Origin of the sequence: Chlorobium sp. N1 (assembly GCF_004332115.1) — a bacterium.
Lineage (GTDB): Bacteria > Bacteroidota > Chlorobiia > Chlorobiales > Chlorobiaceae > Chlorobium.
This window is the reverse complement of sequence record NZ_SJPA01000007.1, coordinates 58,898-82,500: the sequence shown is the minus strand read 5'-3', so window position 1 is coordinate 82,500 and position 23,603 is coordinate 58,898. Positions and strand designations below refer to the sequence as shown.

Here is a 23,603-nt window from a genome sequence, read left to right as displayed (position 1 = left end):
GGCAAGTCGACGCTGGTCGATGCCGTCACCACGCTGCTCGTGCCAAGCCACCGCATCGCCTACAACAAGGCCGCCGGAGCCGACACCCGCGAACGATCGCTGCGCTCCTACGTGCTCGGATTCTACAAGTCCGAGCGGCAGGAGTCCCTCGGCGGTGGCGCTAAACCGGTCGCCCTTCGCGAAAGCAACACCTACTCGGTCGTCCTCGGGGTCTTCCGCAACGAGGGCTACGACAAGACCGTCACCCTTGCCCAGGTCTTCTGGATGAAGGATCCTTCCGGACAGCCTGCCCGCATGTATGCCGCCGTGGAGCGCGACCTCTCCATCGCAAGCGATTTCTCCGGATTCGGCCCACAGATCGCCGACCTGCGCAAACGGCTGAAAGCGGACGGAATCGATCTCTTCGACAGCTTCCCGCCCTACGGCGCCTGGTTCCGCCGCCGCTTCGGCATCGACAACGAGCAGGCGCTCGAGCTGTTCCACCAGACCGTCTCGCTCAAATCGGTAGGCAACCTCACCGACTTCGTACGCAGCCACATGCTTGAGGCGTTCGACGTCGAAACCCGCATCACCGCCCTGATCCACCACTTCGAAGACCTCAACCGCTCGCATGAGGCGGTGCTCAAGGCCAAGCAGCAGATCGAGATGCTCACGCCGATCGTCGAGGACTGCGAAGGGCACAGGGAGCTCTCAATGTCCACCACTGAGCTGCGGGACTGCCGCGAAGCCATGCGCCCCTGGTTCGCATCGCTCAAACTCGGCCTGCTCCACCACCGCCTTGCCGCCCTCCATGAGGAGCTCGACCGCCATGAAAGCACCATCAAACGGCTTGCGGAGGAGCAGCGAGAAACCCGGGAACGTGAACGCAGCCTGCGCCGCACCATCGCCGAAAATGGCGGCGACAGAATCGAGAACATCGCCGCTGAAATCCGCATGAAGCAGGACGAGCTGGAGCGAAAACAGCAGAAAGCCGCCCGCTGCGAAGAACTGCTCAAGGCGCTCGACGAAACGCCTGCGGCGACTCTCGAGGAGTTCATCGGCCAGCGCGCCGGGCACGAAGCCCTCAGGCAAACCGCCGTGGATCGGGAAACCAGGGTCCAGAACGACCTGAACGAGACGGGCGTCTCGCTCACGCGCGAAGCGATGGAGTACCGGGAGCTGGCGGCTGAAATCGAAAGCCTCAAGGCCAGGAAAAACAACATCGACGAGAGGCAGGTCGCCATGCGGCGGGAGCTCTGCCATGCGCTCACTATCGACGAAACGGAGATGCCCTTCGCCGGCGAGCTGCTGCAGGTGCGCCAGGAGGAGAGCGCCTGGGAAGGAGCCATCGAACGCCTGCTGCGCAACTTCGCCCTCTCGCTGCTCGTGCCCGAGAAGCACTACAGCAAGGTCGCCGAATGGGTCAACAGCACCCATCTCAAGGGACGCCTCGTATACTTCAGGGTACGGAAACCGGCACCTCGGGAAACAGCGCCCGGGTCTTTCGGCGGCCTGCCGCAGAAGCTCATAATCAAACCGGGCTATCCCTTCTTCGACTGGCTCGAACGGGAGATCGGCCACCGGTTCGACGCTGTCTGCTGCAGCAGCCTGCAGGAATTCCGTCGCGAAAAAAAAGCCATCACGTGGACCGGGCAGGTCAAAATGCCCGGCGAACGCCACGAAAAGGACGACCGGCACCGCATCGACGACCGCAGCCGGTACGTTCTCGGCTGGAACAACGCCGCTAAAATCGCCGCGCTGGAAGAGAACGCCCGAAAAAAGAACGGCGCGCTTGAGCAGTACCGGCAGCGGATGAAAACGCTGCAGGAGGAACAGACGCTCCTCAAGGAGCGACTCACCATCCTCTCGCGCCTCGACGAGTATCCCGACTTCCACGACATCGACTGGCAGCCGGTGGCTGTGGCGATCTCCCGCCTCGAAGCTGAAAAAAAGGAACTTGAAGCCACCTCGAACCTGCTCAGCACCCTAACCGCCCGGCTCGAAGAGACCGAAAGGGAACTCCGCCAAACCGAAGAGCAGCTCGACGAGCAAAAAAGCAGACGCTCGAAGAGCGAGCAGAAGATCAGCGACGCGAAGGAAATGGAGAAGGAGGCCCGCCAGCTGGCCGGCCAGGCATCCCCCGAAACCTCCGCACGCTTCTCCCGCCTTGAAGCGCTGCGGGAGGAAATGCAGGAGAGCCGCGCCCTCACCGTCGAATCCTGCGACAACCGCGAACGGGACATGCGCGACTGGCTGCAATCGAGAATCGACGCCGAAGACAAAAAGCTCTCGCGCCTGAACGAAAAGATCATCGGCGCGATGACGAGGTATAACGGACAGTGGCCGCTTGAAACGCGGGACATCGATGCAAACATCGCTTCTGCCGGCGAATACAGCTCCATGCTCGAGCATCTCCGGGGAGACGACCTCCCGCGCTTCGAAAAGCGCTTCAAGGAGCTGCTCAACGAAAACACCATCCGCGAGATAGCCAACTTCCAGTCGCAGCTTGCACGCGAACGCGAAACCATCAAAGAACGCATAGGGCTCATCAACGGCTCGCTCACGAAAATCGACTACAACCCCGGCCGCTACATCAGCCTCGAAGCGGAACCGACCCCCGATGCCGACATACGGGAGTTCCAGGCCGAACTCCGCAGCTGCACCGAAGACACCCTCACGGCCTCTGAAAACGCCCAGTACTCCGAAGTCAAGTTCCTCCAGGTACGCAACATCATCGACCGCTTCCGCGGACGCGACGAGTTCAGCGACCTTGACCGCCGCTGGACGGCAAAGGTGACCGACGTGCGGAACTGGTTCGTCTTCGCCGCCAGCGAGCGATGGAAAGAGGACGATATGGAGCACGAACACTACGCCGACTCCGGGGGCAAATCAGGCGGCCAAAAGGAGAAGCTTGCCTATACGGTGCTGGCAGCGAGCCTCGCCTACCAGTTCGGGCTCAAAATGGACGAGGTGCAGTCACGTTCGTTCCGCTTCGTGGTGATCGACGAAGCCTTCGGCCGCGGCTCCGACGAATCGGCCCACTACGGGCTGCAGCTCTTCGCCCAGCTCAACCTCCAGCTGCTCATCGTCACCCCGCTGCAGAAAATCCACATCATCGAACCCTTCGTCTCCAGCGTGGGATTCGTGCACAACCGTGAAGGGCGCGCCTCCGTGCTGCGCAACCTCAGCATCGAAGAGTACCGCGCCGAAAAACAGAAGATCTCCCGATGAGCACAACGACAAAGGAGTGGACCACACCCGCAGACATCAGGGAGCAGGTGCTGAAGCAGTGGAACCGGGGAACGCTGCTGTCCACGATGGTTGAGGGCCGAGAACTCTTCCCCCTGCGCATCACGCTAAGAAAGCCCGGCTCACGGGAAATCACCGACCGGTTCGCCGACGTACGGAACTGGATCTCCGGGCTCAGGGCATCCGCCGTGCATTATCGCATCGTCTGGCAAACCATCAACCACCGCGTACGCGGCAGCAACACCGTCCCGTCGGAGATATGGGTCGACACGATGGATGACGCCCTCGCCCTCATCGGCAAACGGCGGGCAGCCGACGAGTTCGCCTCCATGGTGAAGCGGTGCCGAAAAGAGATGCCGGACCTCCTCCCCTGGCTTGCCCGGCGCCCCCTCCGGGCCCTTGAACACTCCGAGTCATGGCCTGCCATGCTGCGCCTCGCAGACTGGCTGCGCCATCATCCCCGTCCTGGCGTCTACCTCCGCCAGATAGAGCTTCCCGGCGTACACAGCAAATTCATCGAACAACACCGCGGCACACTCTCCGAACTCTTCGACCTCTCCCTCCCGCCCGGATCGATCAACGAAAAAGCCACCGGCGCAACCAACTTCTGCCAGCGCTACGGGTTCCTGGACAAACCCCTCCGGGTACGCTTCAGGATCCTCGATCCGGCCCTCTGCATACTGCCTGAAGGCAACGGCCATGAAATCACCCTCACCCGGGACGACTTCGCCCGGCTCAACATACCCGTCGAAACCGTCTTCATCACCGAGAACGAAATCAACTTTCTCGCCTTCCCACCAACCCCGGGCGCAATGGTCATCTTCGGGGCAGGCTACGGCTTCGGGAACCTCGCAACCGCAGAGTGGCTCCAGGACAAAGCCCTGTACTACTGGGGCGACATCGACACCCACGGCTTCGCCATCCTGAACCAGTTCCGCCACTATTTCCCCCACGCGTCCTCATTCCTCATGGAGAGGGAAACCCTCCTCGCCCACCGCAGGTACTGGGAACGCGAACCCCGCCCCGAAACAGACCCCCTTCCACGGCTTAGCGAGTGTGAACACTCCCTCTACGACGATCTTCGCCACAACCGTCTCGGCGACCGCATACGGCTTGAACAGGAGAAAATAGGCTACTCGAAGCTCCTTGAAGCCCTGGAAAACAGCAACAGCCCGTCGGCATAAGCGCTCGTCCTGCTGGACGACACCCCTCTTCGGCAGGAGGGAACGCCCTCCTGAGAACAACCGGAATCACCCCGCTTCCGGTTATCGCCGGGGGCCGGTTCACCCGGCAGGAAATCCGGAAAATCCCCAGTCAGCATTCGCCGACCGCCTGGAGCTGCGGACCAGGCCGGGCCGCCCGCCCTTCATCCAGCCGCAACAAGACGGACATCGACAGCCCTGCTGCAGGAACAACCCGCTCACTCTTTTTCCGCCTTCCGCGGAGTGCCGCCTGAAGGGGGCGTTCCCTCAAGCCTCTTCGTCCAGGACATCCCGGTGCCGGAGATGCCCGCAGTCACCCTCGTACCCTTCCTACCAAGCGTCACCTTCGCCCCTCTCGGCCCAAGCGAAAGGGAGACGCCTAAGCGGCTGAAATTGAGCGTAACGCCCGGAAAGATGGTCAGGCGTCTCCAGAATCTGAATCCCATGACGAGGAGGTCTGAAGGTTGAAAAAACGGACAGGGAGCGGAAAGAGAGGGACGGAAGGAGCAGCTCAGGTCCCACGGGGCGGGCTTTAGCGACGGGGTGCGTGCATATTGGAAAACGGTTCCAATATGCACGGCAGAAAACAATCTATCCTTTTTTCCCACCCGCCATTCACTATAGCGCCTCACTTCACCCCGAGTATCCACCCCTCGAGCTGCGCCTCGCCGTATTGCCCCGGAAGCATATCAGGTCTGAAATACCCTCCGAGCGACCCGTCCCCGTCCGCCTCCCTCAGCCAGGCCGCTACCGAGTATGCGTCGTGCTGGTCGGGGGTACGGTCCATGCGGGGATACCGCCTGCTCCAAAGGGAAGGGTAGACCTCGGCGAGCACCGAACGCCCTCCTGTCGTTCTTCATCCGGCATGGGCCGATCCTCCCTGCTGATTTTCTGGGTTGCCTTGAAGACAAGGGCCTCTGCCTCATAATCCGTGCGATATGGAATATCATTCCAATATGCACGAACATAGGCACCCGTTGTTCAAAAACCTGCGCTGTTCATTAGGCAAGCACCTGGCGGTAGAGGGCTTTTTCACGGCTGCGGATGTCGCGGATGCGCTCAAGCAGCTCTTTCCAGTATTGCCCTCCGCCAGTGCCTTTGAGGCGCTCATCATCCATCGTGAAGCCTTTGACGATGTACTCACGAAGGTGCAATGTCGCCCACTGGCGGAACCGGGTTGCTGTCGCTGAATTCACCCTGCAGCCAATGGAGATGATGGCGTCGAGGTTATAGAGTTTCGATCGTACCGTCTGGGTCTTACCCTCCATAACTCCGAGTGGTATGTTCCAAAATGGAACTAACCTCTTTTTCAACCAGTTCACCGCTTTCAAAGATGTTTTTGAGGTGTTTTGTGATTTCATTCGGGTTATACGTCTTGCGCATAAACAGGCGCAAATATTTGCGCCGAGCGCATAAATTAACACTTACGCTCATAAACAGCCCCTTTTCGCTCACCTATTTGCTGAATTGCTTCGCGTTTTTTCAACCTTAACAGCAGTTTATATGCTTGATCCGGGGTTAGATGGCAGAGCTCAATCACATCAGCGCGCTTAATACTGCCGTGCTTATCGATGTAGTTCAACACCATCTGCTCCTGCTGAATGGGCGCAAACCCGGCTTGTCGGATGTACTCCGATTTCTTGCCTGCCTTGCGGTACATTGCGGCGCTGAGCGTATAGGTACGGCCCCTGCCGGTTCCATGCGGTTCCAGAAAGCCGGTTTCAACCAAACGCTCAAGGGTGGCGCGCACGCTCGGTTCCGGCTTTTGCACCGATGGCGCCAGGTCGGCAGTGGTCAACCGACGCTCTTCGCGAAGCCGAGAGAGGACAATGAGTGAGTCAATCGGCATGTTCCCGAGCTTGTCATCCTGCTCAACCACCATCTGTAAAAAGTCCAGGTCAGCGGCGGCGTTGGAGAGAAACAAGGTCACGGTATACTCGTTGGAAAGGGAGTAGTCCGGTACCGGCCGGCCATAACGAAGCATTCCCTCATAAATGCGATCAATGCCGCGCCCGGTCCTCTCGGCCAGGCCTATACGCTTGATTGCATCAGCAAGAAGAGGGTTGCGCGATCGGGGATCAGCAACCAGCAGGTTATCCAGGGTAACACCTTCGACAAATCCACCGGGGTTGGAGATTGACAACCCGTCATCTCCGATTTTTACATGAATTGCCCCGAGGCGGCTGAAATCACGATGAACCAGCGCGTTCACGAGGGCTTCGCGAAAAGCGCGCCGGTCATAGTTGGGTACCGGCACCCGGAACAGTCCGACTTGGATCTCTTCTTCAACTACCCATGGCCTGAACTGCTTTTCGATCTCTTCAAAGGTTTCAATGAGAGGTGTGCGATAGAATTCATTCACTTGGACATCGGTACCCCGTAACACTTGGAAGGCAACCTCATGAGCAGGCAGGTGGTTACGCAGCAATTCAGCCGTACCAAGCAGAAGCAGCCCTGTAACAGTGGGCTTACGTACCCCATTATTAGTTCGGCAGAGTCCCAGCGCCGAATCCAGTTCCTCATCGGTGAGCCCAAGCAAAGCATTATCGCCGCCATATTTCTTGATGGAGTTGCGAATGCGCAATCGTTGCAACGGGTCGAATTGGTCGGCATTCAGATCTTCGATCAATAATGCCGATGGGTCTATCTGCCCCATTGCGGACTGGCGCTGGATAAACTCATGCGGGTAAAAAGGTACCGCTTCCGGCTTGCCGTCGAACTTGATCCGGCGGCGATAGGAGGCTCCATCAGAGGCGGCTACGATCTGGCGGGATTTGGGCACCTCGATTCTTGCAATATCATGGCCAACAACGCTAAGTTTCTGAGCCCTGACGGATAGTGACGGGTTTGTCCGGTTGGCGACGAGCGCCGGCAGGCCGGCAATGTTTAGGTGCTCTTCATGCAAGCCGGTCACAGCACCGTCATCTTCGACGCCGAGCAACAAATCACCGCCTTCAGTGTTTGCGAGTGAAACAACCGCCGCAATCAGATCCGCCTCCGGCAGCCGCTTGCGGTCGCTCTTGAATTCATTTGGCGTGCCTCTCTTTCTGCATCTGCATTACATAAGAGCGCAGCACCGCATTGATTTTTTTCTGATATCCCTTGCCTTGACTACGGAAGAACGCCAGAACCTCATAATCGACCCGCATATTGAGGACGCTCTTGGGACGGGGCTGCTCTACGGTGATAGTAGACCAGTCAATATGCATTCCCGCCTCGTCTTCGTCGGCAGCAATGGCGGCTTCAATTTCCGGAGCAGTGAGGGCCGCTGCGCGCTTCCAGTCGCTTCTGTCCTCACCCCGTTGCTGCTTTGCCCGGAGCTCTTCATCCGTGTATCTGACGATATGTTCTTTCTTCCGCATCACCTGCCTCCCCGACCTACCGGTACCGAAGGAACCGGACTGTCTGCTGTTCGAAAACCTGCTCCCCCTGTCCAATAATAACGAACGCCGGCGAAATATGGGCATCGGCCCACCTCACGCCTCGCCCGCCAGGTACTCCGTGACGCTCCGCCAGTCGGGGTAGGCGATGCCCCCGAAATGGATCAGCTCCCCCTGGAAGCGGTCGGCCCCGTTGGCGTCGTGGCGGTCGTCGACGAGGTAGTCGCCGATGTTGAGGTGCTTGTGGTGGGAGAGGATGAGCCGCTTGCGGGCGGCGTTGCCGAGATGCTTCCTCACCCAGCGCAGCTTGTCGCTCCAGGCCGAGGGGTTCTCCCACGGGGCGGTCGAGAGGATGTAGGTATCGAACAGGATCGAGAGCTCCCCGAACGCCTCCAGGGCGCCCTCCATCGGCTCCATCAGGCGGAAGATGCCGGGCGCGTCGTCGTAACGCCCCTCGTATCTCCTGAGGTCGTCGGGCTTCAGGGCGTCGATGCCCGAACGGAAATCGACGAGGGTGTTGTCCATGTCGAGGTAGAGGATCTTCTTCATATGCATGGGGGTATCTGTGGTCGGTCGACCCTTTGAGGGGAAATGCTTCTGAAGGGGAAAATACCTGCGAGGGTAGGACATCGGCTGTACCTGCCGAAAAAAAGAACACCCTTTTGTTCATAAATCCCTCATGTTCAATATTATTGAACGATGGCAAAAGTTGAACAAAAAAAGGGGGTTGGGACGATGGCTCGCCGCAAAGAAACACACACACGGAACGACGAGGGACTCTTCATCAAGGCGATGAAGACGCTTGAGACGCTCGTTCCGCTGGAGTTCACCCTGGAGGCCGTCCAGGAGGGCCGAACCGGGAAGCCTCTCCTGCAGGCCGAAGGCAGGCTGCTCGGAACTGCCTTTGTCTGGCGGGTCGAAGAGATGAAGCATTTCAAGAAGACGGACGAAGCGCACCTCCTTCTCCAGCGGGACCGTGGCACCCACCCCCTCCTTCTGGCCGCCGGGTATGTCGCGCCGGAAGCCGCGGCACGCCTCAAGGAGGCGGGCATACAGTTCGTCGATACGGCCGGAAATGCCTTCATAAACCACCCCCCCGTGCTGATCTGGACGACAGGGAAAAAACCTGCTGAAAAGGCCCCCCTTCCCCGTACCGGACGCATCTTCAGGGGAGCCGGGCTGAAAATCGTCTTTACGCTGCTCTGCAGGCCCGAGCTCGCCGGCAAACCGTATCGCGACATCGCCGAAACGGCCGGCGTCGCCCTCGGGACCGCAGCCAACACCATGGCAGGACTCGCCGAAAGAGGGTTCATCGTCCAGGCGCATAAGCGGGAAAAGAAGCTCGTCCGGCGGGAAGAGCTCTTCGGGCAGTGGGCAGCCGCCTACGCTGAAACCCTCCGGCAGAAACTCCTCCTCGGACGCTTTCATGGAGAACGGGAGTGGTGGAAAGGGCTTCAGCTGGATACCGCCGCCGCCCAGTGGGGGGGAGAGGTCGCCGCCTGGAAACTGACCGGGTACCTGAAGCCGGAAACCGCGACGCTTTATACCAACAGGAACCGCATCGCGGAACTGGTGGTGGCAAACAAGCTTAAAAAAGACCCCCGCGGCAACGTGGAGATACTCGACAGGTTCTGGATGAGGGAGAAGGAGCGGCAGGAAGACGATACCGTCCACCCCTTTCTTGTGTACGCCGACCTGCTCGCGATAGGCGACCAGAGAACCATGGAAACCGCAAAGGTCATCTATGAACGGCAGCTCACGGAATATTTCCGGGAAGATTGACCGGGGAAAGCATATCGGCACTGAAGCACATTGCCGATGCCGCCGGGGAACTCGGGATACGCTTCTTCGTAGTGGGAGCGTTCGCCCGCGACATACGTTTCTGAGCATATCCAATACACACATGGAGATTTCCCCAAAGGGATCGCCCCCCCCACCGCCCTCCCCATACGCCCGGCCTGAAGAGCGCACCGCCCTGTAGCGGAAAATCCAGGGCGGGAGGACATGGAGCCAAACTATCAGCGCCCCGTTCGCATTATGGTGGTATCAGCCCGGAGCAGTACGCGGGCTGCTGAACAAAAAAGTGGCTACGACAACGACTAAACGATGGATACCATGGCAGAACAATCGACAGGACAGGGACGGGGCCCGGTCGGCGGCCTCGTGGACATGGCGGCACGGCTCGTGCAGCTGCAGATCGATCTGGTGGCGGGAGGCGTGAGGGCGGCGACGGCGGTGCTGGTACCGGTCGCGCGCGTGTCGCTCGACATGTCGGTGGGCATGCTCAGGACCTACAGCCGCGTGCTGGAGGGCGTGACGCAGGCCCTCGTGCCGAAGAAGGCGCAGGCGCCTCAAGCGCCGCGCGTCTGAAGCGCGGCCTCAGAGCCCGGCGAGCACCCGGACGAGGAACTCCCAGAACCTCCCGACGGAGGGGGTGAGGACGTACTCGTCCGGCGAGTGCGGGTGGCGTATGGTGGGCCCGAACGAGACCATCTCGAGTTCCGGGTACCCAGCGCCGATGATGCCGCACTCGAGCCCCGCGTGCACGGCACGGAGCTTAGGCTCACGGCCGTGCATCCCGCGGTAGATATCCCGCATGCGCCCGACGAGGCGCGAGGAGGGGTCGGGCCTCCAGCCGGGATACCCTCCGCTGAACGACACCTCCGCTCCCGCTCCCGCGAACACCTCCGTAAACATCTCTTCCAGCCGTTCCATCCCCTCCTCCGATGCGCTCCTGAGCAGGCATTCGACAGCGGCCCGCTCCCCTCCGGTACGCACGACGGCGAGGTTGCTGGAGCTCTCGACGAGCCCCTCCATTTCGGCACTCATCCGCGAGACCCCGTTCGGGCACGCGTCGATCGCCTTCAGGAGGCGGGAGGCCGCCCCGCCCTCCATAACCCGCTCCGGCGCTGCCGCCGGAAGGATCTCGACCTGCAGGCCGGGGTCTGCCGCCTCGAGCTCGAGGCGGAGGGAGGAGGCGAGCCCACCAAGCGTGGAGCGGAACCCTTCGGCAGCCTCTTCGGGGACGGCAACCAGGGCCTCGGCTTCGCGCGGGATGGCGTTACGCAGCGAGCCTCCCTCGAGCGAGGCGAGCCGCATGGCGTGGGGCCCCTCGCCCGCCAGCAGCAGCCGGGCGAGCAGCCTGTTGGCGTTGCCGCGCCCGAGATGGATGTCCATCCCGCTGTGGCCGCCCCGGAGCCCACGGACCCGGACCCGGAACCCGAGACTTCCGGCGGGAGCGGGCCCGGTCGTGCAGCTGAAGGCGAACGTGGCGTCGAGCCCGCCGGCGCAGCCGATGAAGAGCTCGCCCTCGTCCTCCGAGTCGAGGTTGAGGAGACAGGAGCCGCGGAGGGTGCCCGCCTCGAGGCCGAGCGCGCCCGTCATGCCGGCCTCCTCGTTGGCGGTGAAGAGCGCCTCGAGCGGGCCGTGCACGATCGAATCCGATTCCAGCACCGCCAGGATGGCCGCAACGCCGATGCCGTTGTCGGCGCCGAGCGTGGTGCCGCGGGCGCGCACCCGGTCTCCGTCGACGTACGCCTCGATCGGGTCGTTTACGAAATCGTGCGTGCCGCCGGCGTTCTGCTGGGGCACCATGTCGAGATGGGCCTGGAGCACCACCCCCGGACGGGACTCCATTCCCGGCGTCGCCGGCTTGCGTACGACGACGTTGCCCGCGCGGTCCACGAATGCCTCGAGTCCGAGATCGCGGGCGAACCCCGTAACGAGCGCGCGCACCGCCTCCTCGTGGCCGGAGGGTCGCGGCGTAAGGGTCAGCCGGTGGAAATGGCGCCAGAGGGGGCGCGGTTCGAGCTCGAGAAGATCGCAGTGCATGGAGTTCGGATGATTTTAGTGTTATATTCCCCCTACAGCGGCCGACTCCCCGACCGTGCTCCCTCCGAAGGGAGGCGAATTAGGGGATGTTACGCAACGACTTTCATCAATCCAACAAACCCTACCGACATGGCAAACAGCAACGGTGTATTCTCCGACCTCTTCCAGGCAGTGGGCGTTCCCGTCCAGAACGTGGCCGACGGCGTGGTCGACGGCGCGGCCTCCGTCCTCTCCGTCGCCGAGTCCGGCGTCACCCTCTGCGGAACGGCGCTGACCGCAACCATCAACACCGGCATGGACGTCCTCAAAGGCGTTTCCGACGCCCTCGGCAACTTCGGCAAGTCCGCCGCCCCGAAACCCGCAGCTCCGGCAGCCGCCCCCTCGGCCGCGGCCCCGAAGAGCGCACCGGGCGCCAACCCGTTCAACCCCGCAAAGTCCTGAAGAGGACCCGGAGGGAGGCATAAGCCGGAACGCTTCCGGCCCGGCCGGCGTTGCAACCCATACAGACACGGCACGAAGCCCCGTCCACGCGGGGCTTTCGTGCGCCATCCCCCCAACCGAACCGGCCATCCCCATGCAGGAGAAGCTGCTCATCCTGAAGAACGCAACCCACGAAGGCCCGGGGCTCCTCGAGCAGCTGCTCACGGAGCGCCGGATCGAGGCCGACCTCGCCGACCTGTCGCAGGGCGACCCCGTCCCCGACCCGACCCGCTACCGCGCCCTCGTGGTGCTCGGCGGACCCCAGAGCGTGAACGACCCCACCCCCGCCATGCGGGAGGAGCTCCGCCAGATCGGCCGCGCCCTCGAAGCCGCCGTCCCCTACCTCGGCATCTGCCTCGGCATGCAGGCGCTCGTGCATGCGGCCGGAGGCAGGGTCGTCGCCTGCCCACGGAAGGAGACCGGGTTCTTCGACGAGGAAGGAAGCCCCTTCGAAATGGAGCTGACGAAGGAGGGGAAAACGGACCCGCTCTTCCGGGGGCTCGGGGAGCGGTTCCGGGTGTTCCAGCTCCACGGCGAGACCGTGGAGCCCGCCCCCGGCACCCTGCAGGTCGGTACCGCAGACGGCTGCCCGCAGCAGGCGATCCGCGTCGGCGAGCGGGCCTGGGGCCTGCAGTGCCATTTCGAGCTCACGCGCGGGATGCTCGAGAGCTGGACCGGTATCGACCCGGATCTCAGGGCCATGGGCCGGGATCGGGTGCTCCGGGAGTTCGACGCGTTCCAGGAAGAGTACCGCCGGACCGGCATCGGGCTCCTCTCCAACTTCCTCGACATCGCGGGATTCCCCACAGAGCCATGATCGACCCTCGCTGCATCACGGAGCTGAGGGGTGGAGAGGCCTCAGCGGGACCGATCCTCTACTGGATGTCGCGCGACCAGCGCGTGGAGCAGAACCGCGCCCTCCTCCTGGCACGCGAACGGGCCGTGGCGGCCGGGGAACGGCTGCTCGTCGCCTTCACGCTCTCCCCCACCTTCATCGGCGCGACGCTGCGCCACTACGACTTCATGCTCCGGGGCCTCGAGGAGACGGAAGAGCGGCTCGGCCGGCTCGGTATCGGCTTCGTGCTGCTCGAAGGAGATCCCCCCGCCGAGATCGTGCGCTTCGTCCTGTCGTCCGGCGCGGGCCTGCTCGTCACCGACTACTCACCGCTCCGCATCAGCCGCCGATGGAAGGAGTCTGTACGGGACGCGGTCGCTATTCCCTTCCTCGAAGTCGACGCCCACAACATCGTGCCGTGCCTCCTGGCGTCCCCGAAGCAGGAGTGGGCGGCGCGCACCTTCCGCCCCAAGGTCAACCGCCTGCTCGGGGAGTTCCTCCGCCCGCTGCCGCCCGTAGAGCCGGTGGAGAACGGAACGGTTCCGGAACCGACGGACTGGGAAGCGGTGCGGAGCCGCCTCACAATCGACCGTTCGGTCGGCCCGGTGCCGGGCATGGAGCCCGGCGAGGCGGCGGCCGGGGAGCGCCTCCGGCGCTTCATCCGCGAGGGGCTCCCCTCGTACGCCGAGCGGAAGAACGACCCGAATGCAGGGGCCGCCTCGGGGCTCTCCCCCTACCTGCACTTCGGCCACATCTGGGCAGGGGAGGTCGCACTTGGGGTAATGAACAGCCGAAGTCCGGAGGTATTGAACAGTCGGGGTCCGGAAGATCCTTCGGGCGGCGGGGAGCTCTCGCTCTTCGGCGACGGAACCGCACAAGCCGAAGCCTTCGAGGCCTCCAAAGCCTCCTTCCTCGAGGAGCTCGTCGTACGCCGCGAGCTCTCGGAGAACTACTGCGCCCGTAACCCGCTCTACGACTCCTTCGAGGGGCTGGCCCAGTGGGCGCGGCAGAGCCTCGCGGAGCACGACGCGGACCCGCGTGAGGCGCTGTATGGCAGGGAGGAGTTCGAGCAGGCCTCGACGCACGACGAGCTCTGGAACGCCGCACAGCGGGAGCTCGTCCGTACGGGAACGATCCACGGCTACATGCGGATGTACTGGGCGAAGAAGATCCTGGAGTGGAGCCCCTCTCCCCGTGAGGCGTTCGAGACGGCCTTGTGGCTGAACGACCGTTACGCGCTCGACGGGCGGGATCCGAACGGGTACGTGGGGGTGGCGTGGGCGGTGGGTGGCCTGCACGACCGGCCGTGGTTCGAGCGGCCGGTCTACGGGAAGATACGATACATGAACGAGGCCGGATGCCGAAGGAAGTTCGACGTCCGGCGCTACATCGGGCGGCAGGGGTAGGGCTCAGCCGAGCATGAGGTCGATGGTGCGGCGCTGCATGTCGACCTCGTGCACCTTCACCTTGACCTTCTGGCCGATCTGGAGGCGCTTCTTGCGGCGCTTGCCGACCAGCGAGTAGGACTTCTCGTCGAACTCGTAGTAGTCGTCGTTGAGGTTGCGCATGTGCACCAGGCCCTCGATGGCGAAGTCCACCATCCTCACGTAGATGCCGTACTCGGTGGCTCCGGTGATGACACCGGGATAGACCTTGCCGGTATGGCTCTGCATGTACTCCACCTGCTTCAGCTTGATCGACTCGCGCTCGGCCTCGACGGCCACCTTCTCGCGCTCGTTGGAGATGCGGCATACCGCCTCCAGCTTCCCTTTCAGCTCGTTGATGCGCGCCTCGGGCATCCTGCGCCGCTTCTTGCGGAACGCCTCGTACTCGAAGAGCATGCGGTGCACGAGGAGGTCGGGGTAGCGGCGGATCGGCGAGGTGAAGTGGGTGTAGTGGTCGAATCCGAGGCCGTAGTGGCCGTCGTTCTCTCCGGTGTAGATGGCCTTCGACATGCAGCGGAGCACCAGCTCGTTGACGAGGAACTCGACGTTGGTGCCGTGCACCTTCTGGAGCAGCTCGCGCAGCGCCTTGGCCGTGACGATCGGCCCCTCCTTGCCCTTGTTGAGCTTGAGCTCGTAGCCGATCTTCTTGACGAAGTTGGCGAGCACAATCACCCGCTCCTCCTGGGGCGAGTCGTGGACGCGGTAGATCACCGGCTGGGGGACTTTCTTGCCCTCCTTGAAGGTCTTGGTCAGGTACTCGGCCACCTTGCGGTTGGCCAGGAGCATGAACTCCTCGATGAGGCGGTGGCTGCCGAGCCGCTCCTTCTTCATCACCTCGAGCGGCTCGCCCTTCTTGCCGAGCTTGAAGCGGACCTCCTCGGTCTCGAAGTCGAGTCCGCCGTGGCGGAAGCGATCCTCGCGAAGCAGCACGCTGATCTTTTCGAGCAGCTGGAGCTCCTCGAGGTAGTCGCCCTTCCCGGCGTTGAGGATCTCCTGGACGTCCTCGTAGGTGAAGCGGCGCTTGCTGTGGATGACGGTCTTGTGGAACTCGTGCGACTTCACCTTGCCCTCAGCAGTCATCGTGAAGAAGACGGAGAAGGCCATGCGGTCGACGCCGGGGTTGAGGCTGCAGATGTCCTCGGAGAGGCGCGAAGGCAGCATCGGGATGACGCGGTCGACGAGATAGACGGAGGTGGCGCGCTTGAGGGCCTCCTTGTCGAGCGGAGAATCCTCGGTCACGTAGTGCGAGACGTCGGCGATGTGCACGCCGATCTTCCAGAGCCCGCCCTCGAGCTTCTCGACCGAGAGCGCGTCGTCGAAGTCCTTGGCGTCGACCGGGTCGATGGTGAAGAGCACCTTGTCGCGGACGTCGAGACGCTCCTTGAGGTCCTTGTCGGTCACGCCCATCTTCATCGAGGATGCGGCCTTGACGATCTCCTGGTCGAAGGTCTCGTCGATGCCCTTGCTGCGGGCGATGGCGCTGACCTCGACGCCCGAGTCGCCGGCCATGCCGAGGATCTCGAGAACCTTGGCCTGGATCACGCCCTCTTTCGAGAAGTCGAGCTCGCCGACCATGACCTTCTGGCCGTCCTTGGCCTTCTTGGAGTTCTTGATGGCCACGACGATCTCCGGCAGGAGCTTGCGCTCGTCGGCCTTGAGGGTGAAGCGGCGGTTGCCGCGCACGAGCGTGCCGACGATGACGGAGACCTTGCGCTGGATGATTCGGGTGATGGCGCCCTCGCAGCGCTGGTGCGGAGTGGAGCGGGTGCTGTAGGTCTTGGGGACCTTGGTGACGGTGAGCTCGACCTCGTCGCCGTGGATGGCGGAATTGAGCACGTCGGCCTTGATGAAGACGTCGTCGTCGAACCCGTCGACCTTCACGAACCCGTACCCGTTCGGGTGGGTGGTGATGACGCCGGTGTAGCTGTGGTCGACCTTGTACTGCTCCCTGTCGGGAACCGGGAAGGGCTTCTGGTGCTGGAGATGGTCCTCGTAGGAGGCGTCGGGGCCCGGCATGCCGTAGCAGCGGTTGGAGTCCTTGTCGAGGACGCCCTCGTCCTGCATCTTGTGCAGCACGTACCAGAACCCGGGAAGCTGGCGGGACTCGCCGTATCCCATCGCCTTGGCGAGCTCCACCGAACGGTAGCGCTGCCCCTCGTGCTCGGAAAGGAAGCTGACGATCTCGGCCGAGAGGGTGCTCTCACCCCGGCTGAAGAGGAATTCGTTGATGAGGAGATGGTCGTTGGGCTTCACCCTGGGAGCCCCTCCGTTGCCGTTGCGCGACGATGAAGGCCTTCTGCGTTTCCTGCCGCCCTCGGCCTTCCGGCTCTCTGCCGCGGGCTGCTGTGCAGGCTGTGCTGTTGCTGGTGCTGCCGCCGGTGCCGATGCTGGTGCTGGTGCTTTTGCTTTCCGTTTCCTGCTGCTTCGCTGTCTTGCCACGTCGTAATTCGTTATATAGTTTTTCAATGTCCGCTAATTTAATACTATTACACCACACTTCAGCATAAAATCAGCAAACCGCTACGCACCCGCCCCTGCCGCCGACGGCCGGCGGGAGCGCAGAAGGCAAAAAAAAGTTAACAATCATTGAAAAAGTTCTTGCGGAAAAAGGGAATTTCCCGTACCATTTACTCTATAGGCTGGGCTCTTCCCGGCCGGCAGAAGGGCCCTTGGACCATCTCCGGGGCTTTTTTGCTTTTCAGGGCCTTTGCAGCCGCCCGAGCAGCTCGTCCGGACCGACGAAACCGACCGTGCGCAGCTCCGTCCTCTCCTCCCCCCCTTCATCGAAGAAGATCAGCGCCGGCGGGCCGAACACCCCGAAGCGCTTCATGAGCCTGCGCTCCTCCTCCCCGTTCGCGCTCACGTCGAGCCGGAGCAGCAGCATACCCTCCGTCGCCCGGAGCACCCGGGGGTCGCGGAAGGTGACCGCCTCGAGCCGGCGGCAGGAGACGCACCAGTCGGCCGTGACGTCGAGCATCGCGGGCCGGCCGGCCGCCCGGAGCAGGCTGTCGAGCTCCGCTTCGCTTCGTACCTCCCTGAACGCAAGGCCTCCACGGTCCTCTCCCCCGCGCAGTCCGGCGAAAGGGTCGAGCGGGCTGCGGGCGCCGGTGGCTGCCCCGACGAAAAGCGAGCAGGCCAGGAGCAGCGAAGCGAAAGCGAGCGCCCTGCGGACGAGAGAGCCCGCCGCCCTCGGGGCCGGGTCGCGCCGGAAGAGGCCGAGAAGCCACGCCGAGAGCACGAAGAGCGCCCCCCAGGCCACGAGCACGAGGGCAGGGGGAAGCACGGGAGAGGCCATGTAGATCGCCACGGCGACGAGCAGCGCGCCGAAGAGGTGCTTGACCTCCTGCATCCACCCGCCAGCCTTCGGCAGCAGGAATCCGGCCGAGAGGCCGAGCAGGAGGAGCGGCACGCTCATGCCCATGGCCATCGAGAAGAGCGCCAGCCCGCCCTGCACCACGTCCCCGGTCCGGCTGATGTAGACGAGCGTGCCGGCCAGCGGCGCGGCGACGCAGGGACCGACGACGAGCGCCGAGATCGCGCCCATCACGAAAACGCCGGGAAAGCGCCCGCCCCGCATGCGGCCGGAGGCGGCGTTGAGCCGCGCCTGGAGGGAGGCGGGAATCTGGAGCTGGTAGAGGTCGAACATGGAGAGCGAGAGCAGGACGAGCAGCAGCGAGAAGCCGATCAGCACCGGCGGCTGCTGCAGGAACCCGGAGAGCCCCTCGCCGGCAAGGCCCGCGGCGACGCCGACCGCCGTATAGACCACCGCCATCCCGGCGCTGTAGACGAACGCGAGCAGGAACCCGCGCAGGCGGGTGGGACGCTCCTCGCCGGCGATGATGGAGGAGAGGATCGGCAGCATCGGCAGGATGCAGGGGGTCAGGGAGAGCAGGAGGCCGAAGATGAGGAACGCCCCGGCGACCTTCCAGAGGGACCCCTCGGCGAGGGTGCGGGCGACGGCCGACGTGCTGTCGCCTTCCGCCGCCACAGGTTCATCGACCGCGGCGGGAGAGACCGGCACGACCCCGAACGTCACGGGTACGCGCTCGACCGCAACCGGACCGGGCCGCGCGGGATCGACCCGGAGGAGGCTCGACTCGGGCGGAAAGCAGACGCCGCCGTCGGCGCACCCCTGGTGCCAGACGCGAAGGACGTATGGGCCTTTTGCACCCGTCACCGCCACCCTGCAGTCGAGCGAATCGTGGTAGGCGACGGAGCGCTCTCCGGTGAGCGGGTCGACGACCGGCTCGCCCTCCGGCAGCACGGGAGCGCCGGGCACAGCCTCGCCCGATTCGAGCTCCAGGCGGATCTGGTCCCGGTAGAGCTTGTGGCCGGGGGCGATATCCCAGCGGAGGCTGAGCGTGCCCTCCGCCAGCAGCTCGGCCGTGAGCCGGAAGGGCTCCTCCGCCTCACCGGCCCGGAGCGGGCCGCCGAACGGGAGAAGCAGGAGAAGGGAGAGCAGCAGGGCCGCAAGCCGCGGGCCGGAGGCCCTCTTCGAAGGGTTCATCATGGAATGGCAGTCATGTCGGGCATTCGTGGAGGCTCCCCGGCGAGCGGGGAGCAGCAGTGTCGTTCCCCAAGTATAGCGCACCGGCCCGTCACCGGCAAATCTTCAGGAGTGCACAGGAGGAGAAGGGCCGGAAACGACCGTCCGGACGGAAAAAGCCTTACATTTCATAAGATGGATGCTCCGGGACGCCCGCATCCCGAAGCATCACAAGAATCGATCGGATCATGAGCGACAGCCAGGAGCGACAGCCAGGAGCGACAGCCAGGAGCGACAGCCAGGAGCGACAGCCAGGAGCGACAGCCAGGAGCGACATAGCGACAGCCTCCCGAACCCGACGGGCGAGGACGTCACCACGGAGAATAAAACCGGGGATGAGCTGAGACGGCTCAACCGTGCGCTGAGGGCGATCAGCAGCTGCAACCATGCGCTGCTCCACGCCGAGGACGAAGCCGAACTGCTCCGGGAGATCTGCCGGATCGTCGTTGAGACGGGCGGATACCGGATGGCATGGGTGGGCTACCGCCGGGACGACCCGGAGAAAAGCGTCGAACCCGTTGCCGAAGCCGGCTTCGAGGCGGGCTACCTCGACACGCTCGACGTCTCGTGGGCCGACGTCGAACGGGGCCGGGGCCCGACGGGAGTGGCGATCCGCACGGCGGAGGTGTGCACGACCAACGACATGCAGGGCGATCCGCGCTTCAGGCCGTGGCGCCGGGAAGCGGAGAGGCGCGGGTACTCTTCGGCGCAGGGCCTTCCGCTGAAATCGGACGGCGGGACGTTCGGGGCCCTGACGATCTATTCGGAGCGTCCCTTCGCCTTCAATGCCCAAGAGACGGCGCTGCTCATGTCGCTGGCAGACAACCTGGCCTACGGCATCACCATGCTCCGGACGCGCACTGCAGCACGAGAGGCAGGAGAGGAGCTGCGCCAGAGCGAGGCACGGTACAGGAGCCTCTTCGAGAACCGGCGCGCAGCCATGCTCATCATCTCACCGGAGGACGGCCGGATCGTCGACGCCAATCCGGCCGCCGTCGACTTCTACGGCTGGAGCCGCCGGGAGCTTTGCATGATGCTGATCAGCGACATCAACACGCTGAGCAGGGAGGAGATCCTGGCGGAAATGCAGCTGGCCAGCAGCCTCAAACGGACCTACTTCAATTTCCGCCACCGCCTCGCCGACGGATCGGTCAGGGAGGTCGAGGTCTTCAGCGCCCCGATCAGCATCCAGGGCCGGGAGATGCTCTACTCCATCATCAACGACATCACCGAGCGCAGACGCGAAGAGAACGCCAGGCAGGAGCTGGAGCAGCGCCTCGTAAAGGCGCAGCGGCTGGAGGCCATCGGCACGATGGCCGGCGGCATCGCCCACGACTTCAACAACCTGCTCACGCCGATCCTCGGCTACGCCGAAATGGGTGAAACCGAGGAGAATGCCCCGCGGAGGCTGGCCGGCTACTTCTCCGAGATCAGGAAGGCCGCCGAACGGGCAAAGGACCTCGTATCCCAAATCCTCACATTCAGCCGCACGGAAGGAGGCCCGTCGTCACCGGTGAGCATTCAGGAGGTCGTCCAGGAGGCCCTCCGGCTCCTGCGCCCCTCGATCCCGGAGGCGGTCTCCGTCCGGCTGGAGATCGATCCCGCATGCCGCAGCGTCATGGCAGACACCACGAAACTCCACCAGGTGATCCTGAACCTCTGCACCAATGCCTTCCACGCCATGGAGGAGACGGGCGGCACACTCACCATCGGTCTCAGGGAGGCGGAGCATTCCGGCTCTCCCGGCAAGGTCCCGACGGGCGCCTCGGCGGAGCTCTCCATCGCCGACACGGGAACCGGCATGGATGAAACGACGCTCGAACGCATCTTCGAGCCGTTCTTCACCACCAAGCCCGTCAACCGCGGAACCGGGCTCGGCCTGTCGGTCGTCCACGGCATCATCGCGGCACTCGACGGGGAGATACAGGTGGAAAGCCGCCCCGGCGAAGGCACCCTCTTCCGCATCTTCCTGCCGCTCGTCGATGGCCGGTCGGCCGCTCCGGCACCTCCCGGGAAGGCGACCGAGAAAGGGGATGCCGCCATCCTCTACGTCGACGACGAGCCGGCAAGCCTCAGGATGATGGAGATCATGCTCGACAGGCTCGGCTACCGCGCAACGGCCCTCTCCTCTCCTGAGGAAGCCGTCCGGGTGTTCCAGCCGAACCCCGGGGAGTTCGACCTCCTGCTCACCGACCTCTCCATGCCCGCCATGACGGGAATCGAGCTCGCCGCCAGACTCCACGAAATCCGTCCCTCGCTGCCGGTCGTCCTGATGACCGGATACGGAAAGGAGATCGGACACGCCCGCCCCATAAGCGAGTACGGCATCACCAGGCTCCTGAAGAAACCGGTCAAGTTCGCCGCACTCGCCGAAGCGCTCAGGGCGGCGCTGAAGAAGCCCTGAGAGAAGCCCCACCCCCTGCTGCAACTTTTTGATGGCCGCCGGTATTGGAATTCTACAGGCGGCCTCCCCCTCCGCAGAGCACCCGCAACCACTGAACGGAGAGAGGAGATGGAAAAGAACACCCTGCAGGAAACCGCCCTGGCGCTCGCCTCGGCAGACCGCGGAATACTGGCGATGGACGAAAGCATACCGACCTGCAACCGCCGTTTCCGCAAGCTCGCCATCCCGGAAACCGAGGAGAAACGCCGCCAGTGGCGCGAGCTCATCGCCACGACGCCGGATCTCGCAGAACACATAGCCGGCGCCATCCTCTTCGACGAAACCATCCGCCAGCACACGGGAGACGGCCGGAGGATCGTCGACGTTCTCACCGAGGCCGGCATCATCCCCGGCATCAAGGTCGACCTGCGCGCGCACGACCTCGCCCTGCACCCCGGAGAGAAGATCACCGACGGGCTCGACGGGCTCCGCGACCGGCTCGGGGAGTACCGCTCGATGGGCGCGCGCTTCACGAAGTGGCGTGCGGTGATAACCATCGGGGAAGGGATCCCATCCTCCGGCTGCATCGAATCGAACGCGCACGCCCTCGCCCGCTTCGCCGCACTCTCGCAGGAGGCCGGCATGGTGCCCGTCGTCGAACCCGAAATGCTGCTTGAGGGCACCCACACCATGGAGCGGTGCCTGGAGGTCGGCGAGCGGGTGCTGAGGGAGCTGTACCGTCAGCTCGCAGGCCAGCGGGTGCTGCTCGAGGGAACGGTGCTGAAGACCTCGATGGTGCTTCCTGCCCTCGACTGCCCGAAACAGCAGACCATCGCGGAGGAGGCGGACGCCACCGTCCGCTGCCTCATGCGCACGGTGCCGGCGGCCGTGCCGGTCGTCGCGTTCCTCTCCGGAGGCCAGCCCCCGGAACTGGCGGCGGCCCGGCTCAGCGCGATCAACGAGCGGTGGCGTGCCACCGCACCCTGGGCGCTCTCGTTTTCGTTCGCCCGCGCCATCCAGCAGCCGGCGATGGAAGCATGGAAGGGAGAGGAGGAAAACAGGGATGCGGCGCAGCACGCCCTCATGCAGGCCGCCTGCGACTGCTTCATGGCCCGCAGGGGCGAGTATGCCGGCTGAAGAGGCCGGCAGCCGGGAACAGCCTTAGAGCCGATGCCGCCACCACCTGCGTTACGAACCAGTCCTTCTCGATGAAAGACGGTGCGATTCTCGCAAGCAGGGCGGCCTCTCTCGAATTCGGTCTTGCCAGGTGGCCCGCTCATAACTGACGTAGGCCCCTCGAAACCCCGGTTTTCGACTGCACCGCCCCTTGATGCCGATCAGGCGGCCGGTCGGGACCAGGGTCGTCTCGCCGGCATTGTATGCCCGCTCAAGGCGGGAAGGCGCACAGGCCAAGCCGATCCACCCGAGAGCCTCCCTTGCGAGGGTCGGCAAGGAAGCCGAGGGGACCGTCTCGCCGCTTATCGCCGATTTTTTCGCTTTGGCATACACGCCGTATCCCGAACGGATAAGCCGTCCCTGCCTGACAAGGGATCGGAGCGCCCGCCCGACATGGTCGTAGCCGCCTATGCCGCGAAAGTCGGAACGGACAAAAACAGCCGATTTCTTCCTCGCTATCCTTGCCGCAACCCGAAATACGACATCGAATAGATAAAAAGAAGTCCAGAGCAAGGCGACAGATTGGCGGATGCTGGTCTACCCGGGCATTCTGTTGCCTGGAAGCCTCTGGAACGCCCCCGGAACTGGCGGCGGCCCGGCTCAGCGCGATCAACGAGCGGTGGCGCGCCATCCAGCAGCTGGCGATGGAGATATGGAAGGGTGAGGGAAGGAACCGAGAGGCGGCGCAGCGGGCGCTCCTCGACCGGGCGAAAGGGTGCCTCATGGCACGGAATGGGCAGTACGGGGAATCATGACCGGTCGGCCGGGGGTTCGGGGTATTCAATGACGACGGCGCCGTCCTTCCACACGACGACCCCGCTTCCTGCCCGCCACGCCCTTTAACGGGCTTTTGCCGCGGCACGCTTCATGGCCGCTTCAGCTCCGATCATGTCGGGATCGCGTTTTCTCGGCTCGTTGCCGGTATCTGTGTTTTGCTGATTCAGCTTCTCACTCCTTCATCAATTAATAACGGGCCAGCCCCAGAGTTATCGTATAAAGCCCACTCGTCGACCAAGGGCTTGTACTAAAGCGACAAGGATCGAGAGCAGGACACCATGGGTCAGGAGAACGGCACCGTACCACCTGAGCTTCCGCTC

The 23,603-nt window shown here is 63.6% G+C and carries 18 protein-coding genes and 2 pseudogenes (1 of these 20 cut by a window edge); 11 read left to right on the top strand and 9 right to left on the bottom strand.

Annotation, left to right across the window (positions count from 1 at the left end; translation table 11 throughout):
* Both E0L29_RS09225 and E0L29_RS09220 read left to right on the top strand, forming a co-directional pair.
* Positions 1–3,210, top strand: the 3' portion of a protein-coding gene (locus tag E0L29_RS09225) for an ATP-binding protein (RefSeq protein ID WP_131358055.1). The gene continues 159 nt to the left of window position 1, outside the view; 3,210 of the gene's 3,369 nt are visible here — the last part of the coding sequence; its start codon lies beyond the left edge, outside the window; it ends in the stop codon at positions 3,208–3,210.
* Positions 3,207–4,412: a DUF3322 domain-containing protein gene (locus E0L29_RS09220; protein WP_131358053.1), complete on the top strand. Its 1,206-nt coding sequence runs from the start codon at positions 3,207–3,209 to the stop codon at positions 4,410–4,412. Before E0L29_RS09225 ends, E0L29_RS09220 begins: the two co-directional genes overlap by 4 nt.
* Before the next feature lie 236 nt (positions 4,413–4,648).
* Here E0L29_RS09220 and E0L29_RS09215 read toward each other — a convergent pair whose 3' ends face one another.
* From E0L29_RS09215 to E0L29_RS09190, 6 genes and pseudogenes are all read right to left on the bottom strand, one after another.
* Positions 4,649–4,876: a DUF4236 domain-containing protein gene (locus tag E0L29_RS09215; RefSeq protein ID WP_131358050.1), complete on the bottom strand. Its 228-nt coding sequence runs from the start codon at positions 4,874–4,876 to the stop codon at positions 4,649–4,651.
* Between the two features lie 182 nt (positions 4,877–5,058).
* Positions 5,059–5,217 (bottom strand): hypothetical protein, encoded by a 159-nt coding sequence (locus tag E0L29_RS09210; protein ID WP_207387780.1) that lies wholly within the window; start codon positions 5,215–5,217, stop codon positions 5,059–5,061.
* 220 nt (positions 5,218–5,437) lie between these two features.
* A pseudogene (gene rhuM / locus E0L29_RS09205) lies at positions 5,438–5,786 on the bottom strand (RhuM family protein); the annotation flags it as partial.
* A 61-nt stretch (positions 5,787–5,847) separates the two neighbouring features.
* Positions 5,848–7,458: pseudogene (locus tag E0L29_RS09200) on the bottom strand (ATP-binding protein); the annotation flags it as partial.
* Positions 7,457–7,792, bottom strand: coding sequence for a BrnA antitoxin family protein (locus E0L29_RS09195; protein WP_131358041.1), 336 nt, complete (start codon positions 7,790–7,792; stop codon positions 7,457–7,459). The gene E0L29_RS09195 and the pseudogene E0L29_RS09200, both read right to left, overlap by 2 nt.
* A gap of 114 nt (positions 7,793–7,906) precedes the next feature.
* On the bottom strand, positions 7,907–8,359 hold the full coding sequence (locus tag E0L29_RS09190) for a hypothetical protein (RefSeq protein ID WP_131358108.1): 453 nt from the start codon (positions 8,357–8,359) through the stop codon (positions 7,907–7,909).
* 186 nt (positions 8,360–8,545) lie between these two features.
* On the opposite strand from E0L29_RS09190, the gene E0L29_RS09185 reads away from it, so the two are divergent.
* Positions 8,546–9,592, top strand: a complete 1,047-nt coding sequence (locus E0L29_RS09185; RefSeq protein ID WP_242664349.1) for a type IV toxin-antitoxin system AbiEi family antitoxin — start codon at positions 8,546–8,548, stop codon at positions 9,590–9,592.
* Between the two features lie 324 nt (positions 9,593–9,916).
* A complete protein-coding gene (locus tag E0L29_RS09180; protein ID WP_131358038.1) occupies positions 9,917–10,180 on the top strand; it encodes a hypothetical protein in 264 nt (87 codons plus the stop codon).
* Positions 10,181–10,189: 9 nt separating this feature from the next.
* On the opposite strand, the gene E0L29_RS09175 is transcribed toward E0L29_RS09180, so the two are convergent.
* Positions 10,190–11,641 carry an aminoacyl-histidine dipeptidase gene (locus E0L29_RS09175; RefSeq protein ID WP_131358033.1) on the bottom strand — a complete coding sequence of 484 codons (1,452 nt, stop codon included), beginning with the start codon at positions 11,639–11,641 and terminating at the stop codon, positions 10,190–10,192.
* A gap of 129 nt (positions 11,642–11,770) precedes the next feature.
* On the opposite strand from E0L29_RS09175, the gene E0L29_RS09170 reads away from it, so the two are divergent.
* The 3 genes from E0L29_RS09170 (at position 11,771) to E0L29_RS09160 (ending at position 14,362) form a co-directional block, all read left to right on the top strand.
* Entirely contained in the window at positions 11,771–12,082 is a 312-nt protein-coding gene (locus E0L29_RS09170) for a hypothetical protein (RefSeq protein WP_207387777.1), read from the top strand.
* Positions 12,083–12,215: 133 nt separating this feature from the next.
* Complete coding sequence (locus E0L29_RS09165; RefSeq protein ID WP_131358030.1) at positions 12,216–12,938, top strand: type 1 glutamine amidotransferase; 723 nt, start codon at positions 12,216–12,218, stop codon at positions 12,936–12,938.
* Positions 12,935–14,362: a deoxyribodipyrimidine photo-lyase gene (locus E0L29_RS09160; protein WP_131358028.1), complete on the top strand. Its 1,428-nt coding sequence runs from the start codon at positions 12,935–12,937 to the stop codon at positions 14,360–14,362. Before E0L29_RS09165 ends, E0L29_RS09160 begins: the two co-directional genes overlap by 4 nt.
* A gap of 3 nt (positions 14,363–14,365) precedes the next feature.
* On the opposite strand, the gene rnr is transcribed toward E0L29_RS09160, so the two are convergent.
* Both rnr and dsbD read right to left on the bottom strand, forming a co-directional pair.
* Positions 14,366–16,654 (bottom strand): ribonuclease R, encoded by a 2,289-nt coding sequence (gene rnr / locus E0L29_RS09155; RefSeq protein WP_131358104.1) that lies wholly within the window; start codon positions 16,652–16,654, stop codon positions 14,366–14,368.
* A gap of 445 nt (positions 16,655–17,099) precedes the next feature.
* Entirely contained in the window at positions 17,100–18,911 is a 1,812-nt protein-coding gene (gene dsbD, locus E0L29_RS09150) for a protein-disulfide reductase DsbD (RefSeq protein WP_131358024.1), read from the bottom strand.
* 175 nt (positions 18,912–19,086) lie between these two features.
* Between dsbD and E0L29_RS09145 the strand changes: the two genes are divergently transcribed.
* The 4 genes from E0L29_RS09145 (at position 19,087) to E0L29_RS11750 (ending at position 23,261) form a co-directional block, all read left to right on the top strand.
* Entirely contained in the window at positions 19,087–21,351 is a 2,265-nt protein-coding gene (locus E0L29_RS09145; protein ID WP_131358021.1) for an ATP-binding protein, read from the top strand.
* A 108-nt stretch (positions 21,352–21,459) separates the two neighbouring features.
* Positions 21,460–22,467: a class I fructose-bisphosphate aldolase gene (locus E0L29_RS09140; protein ID WP_131358018.1), complete on the top strand. Its 1,008-nt coding sequence runs from the start codon at positions 21,460–21,462 to the stop codon at positions 22,465–22,467.
* A gap of 193 nt (positions 22,468–22,660) precedes the next feature.
* The gene (locus E0L29_RS11545) at positions 22,661–22,909 is read left to right on the top strand and encodes a hypothetical protein (protein WP_165498873.1); all 249 of its coding nucleotides are present in this window, start codon (positions 22,661–22,663) and stop codon (positions 22,907–22,909) included.
* Positions 22,910–22,967: 58 nt separating this feature from the next.
* Positions 22,968–23,261: a class I fructose-bisphosphate aldolase gene (locus E0L29_RS11750; RefSeq protein WP_347564600.1), complete on the top strand. Its 294-nt coding sequence runs from the start codon at positions 22,968–22,970 to the stop codon at positions 23,259–23,261.
* The last annotated feature ends 342 nt before the right edge of the window (positions 23,262–23,603 follow it).

Coding starts and splice junctions, on each gene's coding strand:
- E0L29_RS09220 (WP_131358053.1), top strand. CDS start 3,207: ATGAGCACAACGACAAAGGAGTGGACCACACCCGCAGACATCAGGGAG.
- E0L29_RS09215 (WP_131358050.1), bottom strand. CDS start 4,876: ATGGGATTCAGATTCTGGAGACGCCTGACCATCTTTCCGGGCGTTACG.
- E0L29_RS09210 (WP_207387780.1), bottom strand. CDS start 5,217: ATGGACCGTACCCCCGACCAGCACGACGCATACTCGGTAGCGGCCTGG.
- E0L29_RS09195 (WP_131358041.1), bottom strand. CDS start 7,792: ATGCGGAAGAAAGAACATATCGTCAGATACACGGATGAAGAGCTCCGG.
- E0L29_RS09190 (WP_131358108.1), bottom strand. CDS start 8,359: ATGAAGAAGATCCTCTACCTCGACATGGACAACACCCTCGTCGATTTC.
- E0L29_RS09185 (WP_242664349.1), top strand. CDS start 8,546: ATGGCTCGCCGCAAAGAAACACACACACGGAACGACGAGGGACTCTTC.
- E0L29_RS09180 (WP_131358038.1), top strand. CDS start 9,917: ATGGATACCATGGCAGAACAATCGACAGGACAGGGACGGGGCCCGGTC.
- E0L29_RS09175 (WP_131358033.1), bottom strand. CDS start 11,641: ATGCACTGCGATCTTCTCGAGCTCGAACCGCGCCCCCTCTGGCGCCAT.
- E0L29_RS09170 (WP_207387777.1), top strand. CDS start 11,771: ATGGCAAACAGCAACGGTGTATTCTCCGACCTCTTCCAGGCAGTGGGC.
- E0L29_RS09165 (WP_131358030.1), top strand. CDS start 12,216: ATGCAGGAGAAGCTGCTCATCCTGAAGAACGCAACCCACGAAGGCCCG.
- E0L29_RS09160 (WP_131358028.1), top strand. CDS start 12,935: ATGATCGACCCTCGCTGCATCACGGAGCTGAGGGGTGGAGAGGCCTCA.
- dsbD (WP_131358024.1), bottom strand. CDS start 18,911: ATGATGAACCCTTCGAAGAGGGCCTCCGGCCCGCGGCTTGCGGCCCTG.
- E0L29_RS09145 (WP_131358021.1), top strand. CDS start 19,087: ATGCTCCGGGACGCCCGCATCCCGAAGCATCACAAGAATCGATCGGAT.
- E0L29_RS09140 (WP_131358018.1), top strand. CDS start 21,460: ATGGAAAAGAACACCCTGCAGGAAACCGCCCTGGCGCTCGCCTCGGCA.
- E0L29_RS11545 (WP_165498873.1), top strand. CDS start 22,661: ATGCCGATCAGGCGGCCGGTCGGGACCAGGGTCGTCTCGCCGGCATTG.